The organism is Cobetia sp. MC34 (assembly GCF_018340035.1).
Lineage (GTDB): Bacteria > Pseudomonadota > Gammaproteobacteria > Pseudomonadales > Halomonadaceae > Cobetia > Cobetia amphilecti.
Genome location: NZ_JADPPY010000004.1, coordinates 43,088 through 58,988, shown reverse-complemented (window position 1 = coordinate 58,988; position 15,901 = coordinate 43,088). Strand labels below are relative to the sequence as shown.

Sequence of the window (15,901 nt, the reverse complement as noted above, 5' to 3'; positions counted from 1 at the left end):
CTGGGCGATGCACCAGTCATGATTCGGCTATTGCGTTGCCTGGATGCGACGCTTACGCACACGTCAACCTGCGGCCTTGCTTGCTTACCAGCTGCCCGTGTTGCTCATGGAGGCCCAGGGTTCCTGCGGCGCAAGGGCGTCACCGGCCTGCAGCAGCTCCAGCGAAATCCCATCCGGGCTCTTCACGAATGCCATGTGGCCGTCACGCGGCGGGCGATTGATGGTCACGCCGTTGTCCATCAGATGCTGACAGGTGGCGTAGATATCCTCGACGCGATAGGCCAGATGGCCGAAGTTGCGCCCACCTTCGTATTCTTCCGGGTCCCAGTTATGGGTCAGTTCCAGCATCGGCGCCTGCATCTCGCGGGCACGTTCGGCATCCTGCGGGGCTGCCAGGAAGATCAGCGTGAAGCGGCCCTTCTCGGAATCCTTGCGCGAGATCTCGACCATGCCGAGCAGGTCACGGAAGAAATGCAGTGAAGCGTCGACATCACGGATACGCAGCATGGTGTGCAGATATTGCATGGATCACTCTCTTGAACGGTGGCTGAGGTAGCACTGAGGACGGAAAAGGCGTGCGCCGAGCGTAGCTGGCTCGGCGCACGGGAATATTCTAGACACACGACTGCCGCGCGACGAGTCTCCTCGCGGCACGGCAGTGTGGTGATGCATGATCCTGCTGCTGGCATCTCGCGCCGTCAGGCGATGCGTGAACTGCGCTCCAGACGTACGGGCACCGCCTTGGAGGATGGCGTGCCGGTATCAGCGCCGTGGCTTTCCAATGCGACCAGCACGTTGGTTTCCGGATAATAGGCCCCGATGCAACCGGCCGGGATGTCGTACTCGACCAGACGGAACTGCGGCGCACGTCGCTCGCTGCCGTCCGGACGCGGCTCGCCGAGCATGTCGACCCAATCACCGTCGGCCAGCCCCAGCCGCGCCAGGTCGTCAGCATTGATGAAGATCACCCGCCGCTGACCCGACACGCCACGATAGCGGTCGTTGTAGCCGTAGACGGTGGTGTTGTACTGATCGTGGCTGCGCATGGTCTGCAGCGTCAGCCAGCCGTCACGCCGCGCCAGCTGTTGATGCATCACCGACTCCGGCAGCGGCATGTGCGAGAACTCGGCCAGGCCGCTGGAGGTCGGGAAGGCAAGCTCGCGTACCGGATTGGCGAGGTGGAAGCCGCGCTTGTGTGCCAGCCGTGCATTGAAGTCCGCGAAGCCGGGAATGACCGCCGCGATCTCGTCACGGATCAGATCATAGTTCTCGCTCAGGGCCTGCCAATCGACCGGATCACTGATACCTCGCGCCGGCAGCACGCGCGCCAGGGTGGCACGCGCGATCGCCGCGATGATGCCGGGCTCGGAGCGCAATTCAGGGCTGGCCGGTGCCTTGATGCCGGCACTGGAGTGCACCATCGACATCGAGTCCTCGACGCTGATGTGCTGGGAAGCTACCTGTGAGGAGCGATCGATCTCGCTGCGACCGAGACACGGCAGAATCAGCGCATCGGTCTGCTTGCCCATCACCAGATGACTGCGATTGAGCTTGGTGCTGATCTGTACGTTGAGCTCGAGGTTGCGCATCGCGGCCTCGGTCCGCTCGCTGTCCGGCGTGGCACGCGTGAAGTTGCCGCCCAGCGCGATGAAGGTCTTCGCCTTGCCCTGCTCCAGCGCCGCCAGGCTCTCCACGGTGTTGTAGCCCTGCGCACGCGGCATGCTGACGCCGTAGCGCGCTTCCAGCGCATCGATCAGCCAGGTGGGCGCCTTCTCGTCGATGCCCATGGTGCGATCGCCCTGGACGTTGGAATGGCCACGCACCGGACAGGCCCCGGCACCGGGACGGCCGAAATGCCCGCCGAGCAACAGCAGATTGACGATCTCGCGCACACTCTCGACGGCATGCAGATGCTGGGTGATGCCCATCGCCCAGGTGCAGATGACGTTGCCGGCGCCCGCGAAGATGGCGGCCGCCTCCTCGAGCTGAGCGCGCGTCAGGCCGGACTGGTCCTCGAGGGTTGCCCACTCGGTCGCCTCGACCAGCGCCTGCCAGGCCTCGACGCCCCGGGTATGCGCCTCGATGAAGCTGGCGGCGCGCGTGAATTCGCCCCGCGCCTCCATCGCGAACAGCGCCTTGGCCATGCCGCGCACCGCCGCCATGTCGCCGCCCATGCGCGGCTGGTAATAGCGATGGCTGATGGGTTGGCTGGAGAGGGTCATCATCTCCAGCGGCGACTGCGGATCGGCAAAGCGCTCCAGCCCCCGCTCACGCAGCGGATTGAAACTGACGATGCGCGCGCCACGCCGTGAGGCACGCCGCAGATCGCCCAGCATGCGCGGGTGATTGGTGCCGGGGTTCTGACCGAACACGAAGATGGCATCGGCGTGCTCGAAGTCCTCCAGCAGCACCGTGCCCTTGCCGACGCCGAGGCTCGCCTTCATGCCGACACCGCTGGCCTCGTGGCACATGTTGGAGCAGTCGGGGAAGTTGTTGGTGCCGAACAGACGCACGAACAGCTGGTAGAGATAGGCCGCCTCGTTGCTGGCACGCCCCGAGGTATAGAACAGCGCCTCATCCGGCGACGTCAGCGCGCTGAGGTGCTCGGCGACGAGCTCGAAGGCCGCGTCCCAGCTGATCGGCATATAGCGATCACTGGCCGCGTCGTAGCGCATCGGTTCGGTCAGACGTCCCTGATCCTCGAGCATGAAGTCGTCCCAGCCCAGCAGCTCCGTGACGGTGTGCTGAGCGAAGAAGCGCGGCGTGACCCGCTTGGCGGTCACTTCCCAGGCCACCGCCTTGGCGCCGTTCTCGCAGAATTCGAAGGAGGAGCCGTGTTCCGGGTCCCCCCAGGCACAGCCGGGGCAGTCGAAGCCCTTGTCCTGATTGGCCTTGAGCAGGGAGCGCACGCTCTTCCACGGTGCCCTGGAGTGACTGACATGCTGACCGACGCTCTTGAGCGCGCCCCAGCCACCCGCCGGCCCGGAATAGGCGGCAATGCGCGGATGACGCGTCTGTTGCACATCCTCGCGGGGCAGGCTGGCAGACGCAGGCGTCTCGATCTCGGGGGCAGCAATGTCGGTCATGTCAGGATCCACTGGCTAGGATGAACGGGGGCGATCAGCGTGACCGCTGAGCAATTCGAGTCGACGCCCGCGGTGGGCACAGATCAGATTGAGGTCGCAGGCGCGGGCGGTCTCGACGGCGAGTCGCGAGGGCACCGCGAGGGTGATCAGGGTCGGAATTCGCGCACGGATGGTTTTCTGCACCAGCTCCAGGCTGCAGCGGCTCGACACCAGCAACGCCTCGGGCCACACACCGCTGTCGAGACTCATGCCGATCACGCGGTCCAGCGCATTGTGGCGACCGATATCGGCGCCCTGCGAGATCAGACCGCCTTCGGCGTCCAACCCCAGCGCCAGATGCATGCCGCGGCGCGTGGCGCGCTCCAGGCGTTCCAGCCCACGCATCAGCGCATCGGGCGCCAGCGCTGTCCGTGGCGGCAGACGCATGAGTCCCGCCATCAACTCCGCTTCGTCCTGCACGCCACAGGCGCCGCAACTCGAGACACTGCTCTCACGCCGCTGATGACGCTCAGCCTTGCGCGCCAGCGAGTCACTGACCTCGAGACGCACCGCCAGCCCATGACGCAGCCGCGAGAGATGGATCGCCGAGACCTCGTCACGCCGCGTGATCCAGCCCGCGGTGAAGGCATGCCCCAGCGCCAGCGGCTCAAGGGCCTCTGGGCTGGCCAGCAAGGTGCCCATCGCGGTGTCATTGAGCGCCAGGCTCACCGGTAGCTCCGATGGGCCATCCAGCTCGCGCAGCGGCACCTCGCGGGCATCCGCATAGCCTGCAGCGCCTGGCGCTTGTTGATAGAGCGAATCTTTCATTACGGCTCTCCGTGGCGCAGATGCGTGGCGAGAACGGTGCGCGCAACCCTCACCCGACCTCTGCGCAATATGGGAATATCCTACCGGCATGCCGTGAGGGCGACCAATTGAGCCGAGTCGCCAATTGATAGACACCGCCAATGAAGATGGCGTCCTGCCGGTGACAGGCATGCGGGCCATCGTGGTGGGCGAGAAATTCGCGCGCGAGTCGCGTAAAATGCGTCGCCGACCCTTGAGGGTGCTCCTGCTGTCGCGCTATCACCCGTCCGCCGGCCGCTCTCATCTCTCGATCATCCTGCTCCGGATTTACGTTCCGGCCCGCATGAGGACCCTTCGCATGACCGACACTCCCGACCTGACTGCCGCATCTGATCAGGCCAGCGCCCCGCAGCTGACTAGCACATCTGCCTCCACCCGCCCCAGCCCGCTGGCGCCGCAGCATGTGGTCTGTGCGCTCTACAAGTTCGTCACCCTCGAGGACTTCGAGGCGCTGCGCGACCCGCTGCTGGCGGTGATGAACGAGCACGCCATCCGCGGCACCCTGCTGCTGGCCCGCGAAGGCATCAACGGCACCGTGTCCGGCTCACGCGCGGGCATCGATGCGCTGCTCGCCTGGCTGACCAGCGACCCGCGTCTGGCCGAGCTCGACACCAAGCAGTCACTGGCCGAGCAGGCGCCCTTCCTGCGCGCCAAGGTCAAGCTCAAGCGCGAGATCGTCACCATGGGCGTCGAGGGCATCGACCCGCGTCACACCGTCGGGACCTATGTGGAGCCGAAGGACTGGAATGCGCTGATCTCCGATCCTGAGGTGCTGCTGATCGACACGCGCAATGACTATGAAGTGGAAGTGGGGACCTTCGCCGGTGCCGTCAACCCGAACACCACTGCCTTCCGTGATTTCCCGGACTACGTCTCGCGTGAGCTGGACCCGCAGCAGCACCGCAAAGTGGCGATGTTCTGCACCGGCGGCATCCGCTGCGAGAAGTCCACGGCCTATCTCAAGGAGCAGGGCTTCGATGAGGTCTATCACCTCAAGGGTGGCATCCTGAAGTATCTGGAAGAAGTGCCCGAGGAAGAGACGCTGTGGCAGGGCGAGTGCTTCGTGTTCGATGAGCGCGTCACCGTCGACCACCAGCTGCGCCCCGGCCAGTACGACCAGTGCCATGCCTGCCGCCTGCCGATCACCGAGGAAGACAAGCAGAGCGAGCGCTACCAGAAAGGCGTCAGCTGCCCGCGCTGCTACGACAAGCTGAGCGATGCCCAGAAGGCGCGCTTCGCCGAGCGCGAGAACCAGATCCGCCTCGCCAGAGAACGTGGCGAAGCTCATCTGGGCATGGATGCCGTCGCCCAGATGCAGGCACGGCGCGATGCCAAGCAGCAGCAGCGTGAAGCCGCCCGTCGTGCCGCGCTGGAGGCCAGCAAGAAGTCCAGCGAGAAGAGCTGATAGCGGCCAACGTCGCTTTCGCTACCCGAACACCCCGTCTCGACGGGGTGTTCTGCGTTGCAGGCTCACTCAATCGGCCACACCCGCCGAGTGAGGCAACGAACGCAGCAGTTCCAGTACGGCATTCAGCCGTCGGCTACGCTGCTGACCACTGCGCCACAACAGCCCGACCGTCTCGCCCTCGCCGGGCAGCCGACGCGCGATCAGCCCTTCACCAAGCCGCGAATCGGCCAGGTTCTCCGCCAGCACGCTGACTCCCAGGCCAGCCTCCAGCATCACGCCGAGGCCGGAAATCGAATTGGCCTCCAACAAGGGCGAGGGCTGCAGCCCCAGCAGCTCGAACTGCTGATTGAGGCGTCGCCGCTGCTGCATCTCCGGCGTCAGCAACACCAGCGGATAGTCACGCAGGCACTCCCACTGCGGCGCGTCGGGCAGGCGGAAATGCGTCTGACTGGCGATCAGCGCCGAATGCTCCTGATAGAGCGGCCGACAGGCAAAGCCGCTCATGGCCGGCGCCGCGGGGTAGCCGACCGCGAGATCCAGCTCGCCATCCTCGAGCCCCTGGGCCAGCGATGAGGTCGACAGCTCGCGCAGGCGCAGCGAGAGCTGCGGAAAGGCCTCCCGCAGCCGCGGCAGAAACTCGCCGACCGCCGCCAGCGCCGACGGCACCACGCCCAATGACAGGCGGCCGGTCAGCACCGCGTCCGGCGACAGGTCTCCCTTCAGCTCATCCAGCTCGGCGAGAATGCGCCGTGCGTGGGTCAGCACGCGCTCCCCTTCCGGCGTGAAGCCCTCGAAGCGGTGGCCGCGCAGTATCAGCGCCGTGCCCAGCTCCTCCTCGAGCTGCTTGAGGCGCGCCGACAGCGTCGGCTGGGTGACATGACAGACCCGTGCGGCGCGACCGAAATGGCGCTCACTGGCCAGCGCGACCAGAAAACTCAACTGTCGATGATCCATGTCGGGCCCTTGGCTCGCGGTGGCGGGAGTGACGCACGCTGGGGGCGCATGCCGTCAGCGCTATGATGACGCAAGGCGGCCCGTCAGTCAGCACGCCTGCATGTCTGGCGATCAGACACGAAAACGCCCGGCGCGATGGCCGGGCGTTGGATATCACCACTATCCGGGGCGTCGCTTATTGAGCGGCGTCCTGGACAGCTTCGCCAGCATGCTCGACATCCTGGCCGGCACCGTCAACGGTGTTGCAGCCGGAAAGCGCGGCCAGAGTGAAGAAAGAGGCGAAGATGAGTGCAATGGTGCGGGACATGGTCATGCTCCTTGCGGTAGTGAATATCGAGAAATCTCGTAAAGACGCCAGTGCCTGCGCCTCTACCCTCATACCTTGGGCCGCCCCATGGGCTTTCAAGGGGTGAGATTCATGTTTTGTTCACTCGCCGCCCATGCCATGGACAGTGCCATCAACTGGCCGATTCCTCGATGGAACCCCCAAGGTGTTCGAGATCTTCCCCGAAACCTTCCACGGTATTACAGCCACCCAACAGCAGGCCGAACAGCAGCGCGGTGCCAGTCATCATCATGAATCGTCGCATGGGCATTCCTCTCTCTCGGGCAATCAGCTGGCGGCGTTGTCGATCGAACCGCCCAGATGCTCCAGGTCCTTGCCGAAACCGGCCACGGTATTGCAGCCGGCCAGACTCACACTGGCCACCAACAGGGCAGCCACCATCAAACGCGTCATTCTCATCACTTCTCTTCCTGATCAACGGCCAATGAAGGTAAGACACCCTCACTGACCGAAGGTGCCAATACTCAACGATTTACCAGCAGAATCTTGCCCAGCGCCTCGCCGGACTCCAGCAACTCATGCGCCTTGGCGACGTCACGGAAGCTGAACTGGTGCTCGTCGAGCAGCGGACGTACCGCGCCGGCCTCCAGCATCTCGCTCAGGGCGTTGAGCAGTTCCGGCTGGTCGTCCATGCCGATACCGGTCAGCAGCGGTACCGAGCGGAAGATGACGTGCAGCGACAGGTTCTTGGAGTGCAGCTGGGTCAGGTCGTGGGTCGAGCGGGTATTGATGGAGCACAGACGACCGGAGGTCGCGGTGGCCTCGATGGAGCGATCCAGATTGTCGCCACCGACGGTGTCGAAGACCAGATCGAAGCCACGCCCGGAGGTCAAGCGCGTCACGTAGTCCGCGACCGCTTCCTCGCGGTAGTTGATGATCTCGTCGGCGCCCAGCTGGCGTGCCAGGTCCGCCTTGGCTTCGCTGGACACGGTGGTGGTGACATGCGCGCCGAGATACTTGGCGATCTGTACCGCGACATGGCCGACGCCGCCGGTGCCGGCGTGGATCAGCACGTGCTCGCCCTCCTTGATCTGACCGCGCGAGACCAGCGCCGTCCAGGCCGTCAGGAACACCAGCGGCAAGGCCGCGCACTCCTCCAGCGTCAGCGCCGCCAGGCTCGGGCGCTTCACGATCACACGGGTGTCGGCGATCATGTAATCGGCCAGAGCACCCTGCCAGCCCTTCACGCCACCGGCACAGCCCAGCACTTCATCCCCGACGGAGAAGTCCGACACGCCTTCGCCGACGGCATCGATCACCCCGGAGACATCGCCATTGAGAATGGCCGGGAATTCCGGATGCGACTTGACCAGCCCGCTGCGCAGCTTGGTCTCGATGGGGTTGATGCTGGAAGCCGTCACCTTGATACGCACCTGCCCCCGCGCCGGTGTCGGGGTCTCCAGTTCGCGCTCGACGAACACTTCGGGACCGCCGTACTGCTCGATGACCATGGCTTGCATGAGGAAAGACTCCTGAACGATGAAGGAAGAGACGCCATAGCCGGGCTCGGCGCCATCATGAATAGGGGGTGAGCGGCGTGCCGGTGTGTCGACGGGACAGACTGGCATTTCGCTCAGATTACCGCGAGCTTACTCCGTGTCTTGCATAAGGTCAGCATCAGGTCAGCGCCAGCTTGAGCACGATGATGAAGATGACCGCGACCGTCAGCCACTTGACCCACCGCGCGCCCGCGGGACTCATGTTGACCCGTGCACCGAGGAAGGCGCCGCTCATGTTGCCGACCGCCAGCACCAGACCGTAGGCCCAGCGCACCTGACCATCGAACACGAACACCGCCAGCGCCGGCAGGGTATACATCAACACGATGAAGACCTTGAAGACGTTGACCTGGGTCAGGTCGATCTTGAGCAGCCGGTAGAGCACCACGATGAACAGCACGCCGACACCGACCTGGATGAAGCCACCATAAATGCCGATGCCGAACATCGCCAGCAACACCACGGGCGTGATGCGCTCCGGCGTCAGCTCACGGGTGTCGATGCGCGGCGTCGGCAACAGCATCATGATCGAGCACACCACCATCACCACGATCAGGACGCTCTCGAAGGCCTCGGCACTGATGCGGGTCGCCAGCCAGGCGCCCAGCATGGCGCCTGCCACGGCAGGCACGGCCAGTCGCCAGGCCACCCCCATGTTGTGCGCGCCCGCCTTGAGGAAGGTGCTGGTCGCGGTCGCACTCTGCAACGCGATCGCCACGCGGTTGGTGGCATTGGCCTGCGCAGGCGGCAGGCCGAGAAACATCAGCAATGGCAGCGTCAGCATCGAGCCACCCGCCGACAGCACATTGATGAAACCGGCCACGCCACCCAGTGCGATCAGCGCCACTACGCTGATCAGATCAAGGCCGCTGGTCAGCCCTGCAACATCCGACATCATGTCGACATTCCTTGTCCCGCCATCCCGTTGAGTGAAGACGCCCAAGGCGGACAGGCCCCAGAGCGCGCGATGCCCGACACACCACCCTCGCGTGACTGAGCGGGGGAAAGTGATGCCGGGCATCGTTCATAGCATATCGCGTCGCGTCACGCCTGCTTCAGCCACATCGGCTGACGCGTCTGGCGCTCATCCGACACGCCTGGCTCAGTGCGCCAGCGCTTCCTGCCGGCCACTCTGACGCACGCTGTAGGTCAGCACGCCCAGGAAGATGACCAGACCCGCGAGGTCGTAGGTCAGCTGACCATGCGGCCACAGCATCAGTGCACCGAGCGGGAACATCGCCAGACGCAGCCACCAGGGCAGCTCGTGCTCCAGATAGCCTTCCAGGCCCGCGACGATGGCGTAGATCCCGAACAGCGCGAACACGAACACCGTCAGCATCTCGCCGATGTCACCGGAGATCAGCGGGCTCCAGGCGAACAGCAGCGGCACGATGTAGAGTCCCTTGGCGATCTTCCAGGCCATCAGGCCGGTCTTCATCGGCGGTGTACGGGCGATCGCGGCTGCCGCGAAGGCGGTCAGGCAGACCGGCGGCGTGACATTGGAATCTTGGGACAGCCAGAAGATGATCATGTGCGCACTCACCAGTGCCATGGTCAGCACGTGCGGCGACAGCGCCTGCTCATACAGTTGGCTCTGGAAGGTATCCGGCACCAGCGCCAGCAGTTCGCGGGCGGCGTCCATGCTCATCGGCGCGCCCAGCAGGTCCAGCTTGTCCGGTGCTGCCAGCATGAAGATGGCCTTGGCCTGCTCCGGCAGGTTGCCCGCCGCCAGCAGATCCACCAGCTGGGAATGGGCGATCAGGTTGTAGAGCGCCGGGGCGGACAGCGTGCCCAGCACGATATAGGACGCCGTCACCGGCAGGCCCATGCCCAGAATCAATGACGCCAGCGCGATCAGGATGATGGTGATCAGCAGGCTGCCACCCGCCCAGTCGGTGATCATCAGCGAGAAGGTGTTGCCGATACCGGTGGTGGAGACGACGTTGACGATCAGGCCGACGGTGATCAGCAGGATCGCCGTGGTGGTCATGTTGCGCACCCCGGCCAGCATCGCCTCGATGATGTCACCGAGCTTCATCGGATTCTTCGACAGCCACGAGGCCGCGATGACGGACAGGATCGCGATGCCGGCGGCGTAGGTCGGCGTGAAGCCGTAGATCAGCGCACCGACCAGCACGAACAGCGGTGCCAGATAGTGCCAGCCATCCTTGAGCACGTCCTTGAGACGCGGGCCCTGCGGGTCGTCCAGCGCCGTGGCGTCGGAGCGCTTGGCCTCGATGCGCACGAACATGGCCACCGACAGGAAGTAGAGCAGCGCCGGCAAGGCGGCCACGCCGACGATGGTCAGGTACGGCACCTGGGTGTAGGAGGCCATGATGAAGGCGCCCGCGCCCATTACCGGCGGCATCAGCTGGCCACCGGTCGAGGCGGCGGCCTCGACGCCTGCCGCGAAGCGCGCCGGGAAGCCGGCACGGCGCATCAGCGGAATCGTGATCACACCGGTGGAGACGGTGTTGGCGACACTCGAGCCGGACACCGAGCCCATCAGGCCGGAGGCGAACACCGCCACGAAGCCCGGGCCACCCTTGAAGCGACCTGCCGCACAGCGCGCCAGATCGATGATGAAGTCACCCGCGCCGGACTTGACCAGAAAGGCCCCGAACAGGATGAACATGAACACGTAGGACCAGGAAATGCGGGCGATGGAGCCCAGCATCCCTTCCCCGCCGATGAAGCTTCTGAACAGCACCGTCTCCCAGGTCAGGCCCGGGAAGTTGAACACGCCACCGACATACTTGCCCCACCAGGCCACGTAGGTCAGCGCGATCAGACACAGCACCGGGATGAACCAGCCGGTGGTGCGGCGCGCGAACTCGAGGATCAGACCGACCGCGACGATGGAGACCACCCAGTCCGCGGTGGAGAACACCACGCCGCGGTCATAGAGCGCATCCTCGAAGCCGATCAGATAGAGGCCGCAACCCAGCGCGGCCAACCCCAGCATGACATCCACGCCCAGCACCCAGCGCTTGGCACCATCACTGGCCGGCGTCAGCATCGGAATGGTCAGCGCGCACAGCAGACCGAACAGGCCGTAGTGCAAGGCGCTCACCCACAGCTCCGACAGGGTCGAGACGGTGTTGAAGTACAGGTGCGCCAGACAGATGACGATGGAGATCACGAAGACGGCACGCCCCAGCCAGGGCAGCTCCATGCGCCACGGCGCAGCTTCGGCGGATTCGTCGCGCACACCGGAGAGATCCGGCTCCTGCGCTTCGCTATCAGTGGGACGAGAGGGCTCTGGCGAGCGGGAATCATGCATGGCGTTGCCTCAAAACGGGATCAGACAGCGATGGCGCAGCGGCGACTTGCGTCACCATGCGCCCGGGCTTGCGAGGAGAATACGGGCTTCTACAGCAATCATTCGTGGGCACTGCTCTGGTCCTGCGCTTGCCACTTTACCCACGCGGGGCAGTGACATGGCGCCGGACCGGCGGTGGTTTATTGGTCTGGGAAACTGCGCTGCCCTCACCGCCGCCAGAGGCGAGCGATGAGGGCAGCGGGAACATCAGGTGTGGATCACTCGGCGATCAGGCGCGCCGGAATCTCGATGCCCTGCTCCTTGAAGTAACGTGCTGCACCCGGGTGCAGCGGCAGCGGCAGGCCCGCGATGGCCTTGTCGATGGCCATGGCCTTGGTGGCCGGGTGGATGTTGTTCAGGAACGGCAGGTTCTCGTACATGGTCTTGGTGATCTGATAGACGTCTTCTTCGGAGACATCGTCACGCACCACCAGGATGTTCGGCTGGGCGATGGTGTTGATCGCCTCGTCCTGCCCCGGGTAGGTGCCAGCGGCGATTTCATACGGGGTCCACAGCTCGAACTGCGAGTTGACCTTGGCCAGCTGCTCTTCGGTGAAGTCCAGCGTGGTGATCTCGCCTCCCAGGTTGGCGTAGGCACGGGTCACGGCGGAGGCCGGTGCGCCGGCCGGAATGTTCATGCCGTCGATGTTGCCATTCTGCATCGCATCGGCACTCGGGCCATAGCCCATGTAGGCCAGATCCATCTTGTCGGCATCGATGCCCAGCTGCTCGAGGATGAAGCGACCCGAGCCTTCGGTACCGGAGTTCTTCTTGCCGATGGAGAAGCTCTTGCCGTAGAAGTTGGTCATGTCCTCGATGGTGCCGGACTTGACCTCATCATTGCGGGCCACGAAGTGCTCGACGTTCTGCCACAGCATCGAGATGCTGCGCAGGTTCTTGTGCGCCTTGTTGACCGGCGGGGTGCCATTCCATGCCCAGGCGCCGTAGAGGCCCTGGATGATGCCGAACTGGGCCTGGTCCTCTTCCATCAGCTTGAGGTTCTCGCCGGAACCGGCAGAGGAGATCGCGGACACGGAGATGCCGGCGGTCGGCTCGAGCTTGACCTTGATCAGCGTGGAGAGTGCCACGCCGACCGGGTAGAAGGTGCCACCGGTGGTGGCGGTACCCATGATGTACTTGCCTTCCGCCTGAGCCACGGCACTGAGACCAAGAGAGGCTGCGATGGCGAGACCGAGACCGGCCTTGAGGAACTGGCGCTTTTGCATGGAGTGACTCCTTGGCGAACCTGCCGGGCGCAGGTTGAGCATTCTTGTAATGTGGGTAGGCAGACGGACATTGCGGCTGAGCAGGCTCTGGCCCTGGGCGGTGCTGGCCATGTCGCGACCGACAATGCGCAAGGTAGCCCTCTTTTGCGTGGGGCGTTCGTTGCGAGCCTCTGCTTCAGCGTAGGAAGAAGGTTAGCAACTGTCCGCGCGGCGCGGTATTTGGCGATGGGGGCATTGCGCAGCCCCCACAGCACGCACGGGCAATCCGCAAAGTGGCAGGATTCTGCCGATCTGGTCACACTGAGGGCATTCGCGGGCGTTCACGCCAAGGAGTCCGCCACGATTCGGGTTACCCTTTGCCCTCGACTCACGCCCGCCCTGCTCCATCCGATCAAGGAGAGACGATGACCCCCTTCAGCCTTCACCCGCAGCTGGACGCCGACACCCACTTCGTGGCCGACCTGCCGCTGTGCACCGTGCGTCTGATGAACGATGCGCGCTATCCGTGGCTGGTACTGATTCCGCGCCGCGATGCCATCCGCGAGATCTACGAACTGGACAGCAGCGCCCAGCAGCAGCTGTGGCAGGAAACCACCCAACTGGGCGAGCTGCTGATGACGGTAAGCGGCGGCGAGAAGCTCAATATCGGCGCACTGGGCAACATGGTGCCACAGCTGCACATGCACGTGATCGCCCGCCGCAGCGATGATGCAGCCTGGCCAGGGCCGGTGTGGGGCGTCGGCACGGCAGAGCCCCACGACAGCGAAGCGCTGACGGTGCTGGTCGACACCCTGCGCATGAAGATCGCCGAGCTGCCGAGCTACTCCTACTGACTCAGCCTCCTGCCAGCTGCGGCGAATCAGCTGTCACCGATGCCGTCACCTGCACTTTCACAGACACTGTCATCTACAAGAACGGGGCCCAATGGGCCCCGTTCTTGTAACTTGCAGGTAGTGTGTAGCAGGTAGTTAGGGCGACGCCGCAGACCTCACTCGCCGCCTGAGCTCTGCCCTGAAGACCTCGGGCCCAGAGGGCTCTGGAGGGAGGTGCCCGGCGCCGAGCGATCAAACGGCGAAGCACCGCGACCGGTGGGAGAGTCCAGCGCCTTGAGACTGCTGGCGACCAGCAAAGCGCCAAAGACCGTGATGATGATGCCGCCGAGCAGCCCGACCAGCGCCGCCCACGGCCACTGACGACGCGCGCGGCCGTTTGAGTGCGGCCCACCCAGGCGCGAGCCGGCCGCCGCCAGCCGTCCGCTGGCCTTCATGATCAAGGTGGCCATCGCCACGCTACCCACCGTCAGCGCGGTGCCCAATGACATCGCCAGCACCGCCAGTACCCCACTGCCGACCATGTTCAGCGCCAGCGCGGCCAGCAAGACCAGAATCGCGCCGGAACACGGCCGCAGGCCGATCGCCAGCACCGCCATGCCCATGGTGCGCCAGTCGCCACTGGCCTGCTCCGCCGTCACGCCATGCGCATGGCCGCAACCACAGTCATGCCCGTGTGAATGAGCGTGGCCGTGAGAATGAGAGTGAGAGTGAGAGTGAGAGTGAGAGTGAGAGTGAGAGTGAGAGTGAGAGTGAGAGTGAGAGTGAGAGTGAGAGTGAGAGTGAGAGTGAGAGTGAGAGTGAGAGTGAGAGTGAGAGTGAGAGTGAGAATGTGAGTGGTCGCGGCCAGGCGACGGCTCGAACGCCAGCCCCTGCATCGCTGGCGCCTGCGGCGCTCCCACGCTAGAGACAGGCTGTGCCCTGACAACACGCCATAGCGTGCGAGCGGCGCGCCACAGTAGCAACAGCCCCAGCACCAGCACCCCGAGATGACTGAGCAGAGTGACCTTCTCGACCTGTCCGAGCACATCGCGCCCCGCCCAGTCGAGCAGCCCCGCCCCGAGGCCGACCAGCACCAGCGCACTGACGCCCTGCAGCAAGGCCGCCAGCAACGACAGCCACAGTGCACGGCGCCGAACGATGGGCTGGCTGACCAGCAGCGTACTGATGACGACCTTGCCATGCCCGGGGCCCGCGGCATGCAGCACGCCATAGGCGAAGGACAGCCCGATCAGCGCCCAGGGCGTGCCGGGATGCGCGGCAAGCTCACTCATGGCGCGCCCCAGCGAGCGCTGGAAACGCGATTGCTCGGCGAAGATCCACCCCAGCGCCTCGCCCCAGCCCTGCACCAGGCCTGGCCAGAGCGCCATGCCCAGCACGAGCAGCCCGCAGCCGACCGCCAGCCAGCCGGCCAGGCGCCGCCCCCGCGACGAGGCCGGCTTCAGCAGGCCATCACGCATGCCCTTGAGGCTCTTGATATCGCCAAGCCCGCTGGTGTCCTTCGGCTCACTGCTCATCAGCCACCTCACAGCTGACACTGCCGACCTCGGCGAAGTACTGGCCGATATCCATCGGTGCGGTAGCGTTGATATCCAGCATCGAGGCCTCGGCGACCTTGGACGGGTCCGGGTCGGCCGGCGTGATGCCCGGCGTGCAGCTCAGCGCCGAGTCCTGCCCTTCCAGCCCGCTCACCACCAGCCCTTGCTGCACGGCGATGGCATCCGGGTCATGCAGAATCTCGATGTAATAGGTGGGGTCGTAGATACGATAACTGAGGGTATGGCCAGCCATCGCCACCGGCTCGGCCAGCGGCAGCTCCATCTGGAAGGCGACACGCTCGCCCTTGAGCCAGGTGGTCTGGCGCGTCGCCTTGCCAAGCGCCACGGGTTCGCCGTCCAGCGTGACATGGGTGTAGTAATCGAACTGCGACAGATTGGCCAGAATCTCGCTGCCCAGCACATCGAGGCGCTGCTCCATGCTGGTATCGTCCTCGAGCGCGGCCAGCTCCTGACGCAGCGTCAGGCTGTAGAAGGGGTCGAGCAGCCAATACTGGCGCATCGCGACGGCCCGCCCCTGGTCATCGAGGCGCAGCGTCACCCGCAGATCGACCCAGCCGTGCGGATGCGCGGCGGCGGGCTGACTGGCCACCAGGGTGCCCAGCATCAGCAACGGCGTCAGCCAGGCTACGGGGCGCAGGCTGTGACGAGACGGGAAACGCGCCAGCGCGGACGACAGCGCCGCCACCAGGCGATGAACAGCAACAGACATCGGGAAACTCCGGCAGAACGTCACGGGGACGACAGGAAGGGATTGGCAGGATGTTACTTCATGACAAAACGGGCGGCATCCCGACGCAGCCCTAGGATACCTTCGACAGGCAGCGG

At 64.9% G+C, this 15,901-nt stretch carries 15 protein-coding genes; 2 read left to right on the top strand and 13 right to left on the bottom strand.

Annotation, left to right across the window (positions count from 1 at the left end; genetic code table 11):
- Positions 1-84: 84 nt before the first annotated feature.
- The 3 genes from IZU87_RS03410 to IZU87_RS03400 form a co-directional block, all read right to left on the bottom strand.
- Positions 85-525 (bottom strand): VOC family protein, encoded by a 441-nt coding sequence (locus tag IZU87_RS03410; protein ID WP_043333215.1) that lies wholly within the window; start codon positions 523-525, stop codon positions 85-87.
- Positions 526-698: 173 nt separating this feature from the next.
- A complete protein-coding gene (locus tag IZU87_RS03405) occupies positions 699-3,086 on the bottom strand; it encodes an FdhF/YdeP family oxidoreductase (protein ID WP_213113687.1) in 2,388 nt (795 codons plus the stop codon).
- 15 nt (positions 3,087-3,101) lie between these two features.
- Positions 3,102-3,893 (bottom strand): formate dehydrogenase accessory sulfurtransferase FdhD, encoded by a 792-nt coding sequence (locus tag IZU87_RS03400; protein ID WP_213113686.1) that lies wholly within the window; start codon positions 3,891-3,893, stop codon positions 3,102-3,104.
- 337 nt (positions 3,894-4,230) lie between these two features.
- Between IZU87_RS03400 and trhO the strand changes: the two genes are divergently transcribed.
- Positions 4,231-5,337, top strand: a complete 1,107-nt coding sequence (trhO, locus tag IZU87_RS03395; RefSeq protein ID WP_213113685.1) for an oxygen-dependent tRNA uridine(34) hydroxylase TrhO — start codon at positions 4,231-4,233, stop codon at positions 5,335-5,337.
- A gap of 69 nt (positions 5,338-5,406) precedes the next feature.
- Here the strand turns inward: trhO and IZU87_RS03390 are convergent, their stop codons facing one another.
- From IZU87_RS03390 to IZU87_RS03355, 8 genes are all read right to left on the bottom strand, one after another.
- Entirely contained in the window at positions 5,407-6,294 is an 888-nt protein-coding gene (locus tag IZU87_RS03390; RefSeq protein WP_213113684.1) for a LysR family transcriptional regulator, read from the bottom strand.
- Between the two features lie 175 nt (positions 6,295-6,469).
- Complete coding sequence (locus IZU87_RS03385; RefSeq protein WP_043333217.1) at positions 6,470-6,601, bottom strand: entericidin A/B family lipoprotein; 132 nt, start codon at positions 6,599-6,601, stop codon at positions 6,470-6,472.
- 151 nt (positions 6,602-6,752) lie between these two features.
- A complete protein-coding gene (locus IZU87_RS03380; protein WP_107335644.1) occupies positions 6,753-6,884 on the bottom strand; it encodes an entericidin A/B family lipoprotein in 132 nt (43 codons plus the stop codon).
- Between the two features lie 23 nt (positions 6,885-6,907).
- A complete protein-coding gene (locus tag IZU87_RS03375; protein ID WP_084589348.1) occupies positions 6,908-7,039 on the bottom strand; it encodes an entericidin A/B family lipoprotein in 132 nt (43 codons plus the stop codon).
- 65 nt (positions 7,040-7,104) lie between these two features.
- Positions 7,105-8,100 carry a zinc-dependent alcohol dehydrogenase family protein gene (locus tag IZU87_RS03370; protein ID WP_054555249.1) on the bottom strand — a complete coding sequence of 332 codons (996 nt, stop codon included), beginning with the start codon at positions 8,098-8,100 and terminating at the stop codon, positions 7,105-7,107.
- A gap of 157 nt (positions 8,101-8,257) precedes the next feature.
- Complete coding sequence (locus IZU87_RS03365; protein WP_225347489.1) at positions 8,258-9,037, bottom strand: sulfite exporter TauE/SafE family protein; 780 nt, start codon at positions 9,035-9,037, stop codon at positions 8,258-8,260.
- Positions 9,038-9,241: 204 nt separating this feature from the next.
- The gene (locus tag IZU87_RS03360; protein ID WP_152965327.1) at positions 9,242-11,314 is read right to left on the bottom strand and encodes a TRAP transporter permease; all 2,073 of its coding nucleotides are present in this window, start codon (positions 11,312-11,314) and stop codon (positions 9,242-9,244) included.
- Between the two features lie 365 nt (positions 11,315-11,679).
- On the bottom strand, positions 11,680-12,687 hold the full coding sequence (locus tag IZU87_RS03355) for a TAXI family TRAP transporter solute-binding subunit (protein ID WP_043333219.1): 1,008 nt from the start codon (positions 12,685-12,687) through the stop codon (positions 11,680-11,682).
- A gap of 404 nt (positions 12,688-13,091) precedes the next feature.
- Here IZU87_RS03355 and IZU87_RS03350 point away from each other — a divergent pair, with 404 nt between their 5' ends.
- Positions 13,092-13,520: an HIT domain-containing protein gene (locus tag IZU87_RS03350; RefSeq protein WP_054555248.1), complete on the top strand. Its 429-nt coding sequence runs from the start codon at positions 13,092-13,094 to the stop codon at positions 13,518-13,520.
- Positions 13,521-13,675: 155 nt separating this feature from the next.
- On the opposite strand, the gene IZU87_RS03345 is transcribed toward IZU87_RS03350, so the two are convergent.
- On the bottom strand, positions 13,676-15,034 hold the full coding sequence (locus IZU87_RS03345) for a nickel/cobalt transporter (RefSeq protein WP_213113683.1): 1,359 nt from the start codon (positions 15,032-15,034) through the stop codon (positions 13,676-13,678).
- Positions 15,024-15,785, bottom strand: a complete 762-nt coding sequence (locus IZU87_RS03340) for a DUF1007 family protein (RefSeq protein WP_213113682.1) — start codon at positions 15,783-15,785, stop codon at positions 15,024-15,026. The genes IZU87_RS03345 and IZU87_RS03340 overlap by 11 nt, the downstream gene beginning before the upstream one ends.
- Positions 15,786-15,901 lie beyond the last annotated feature (116 nt).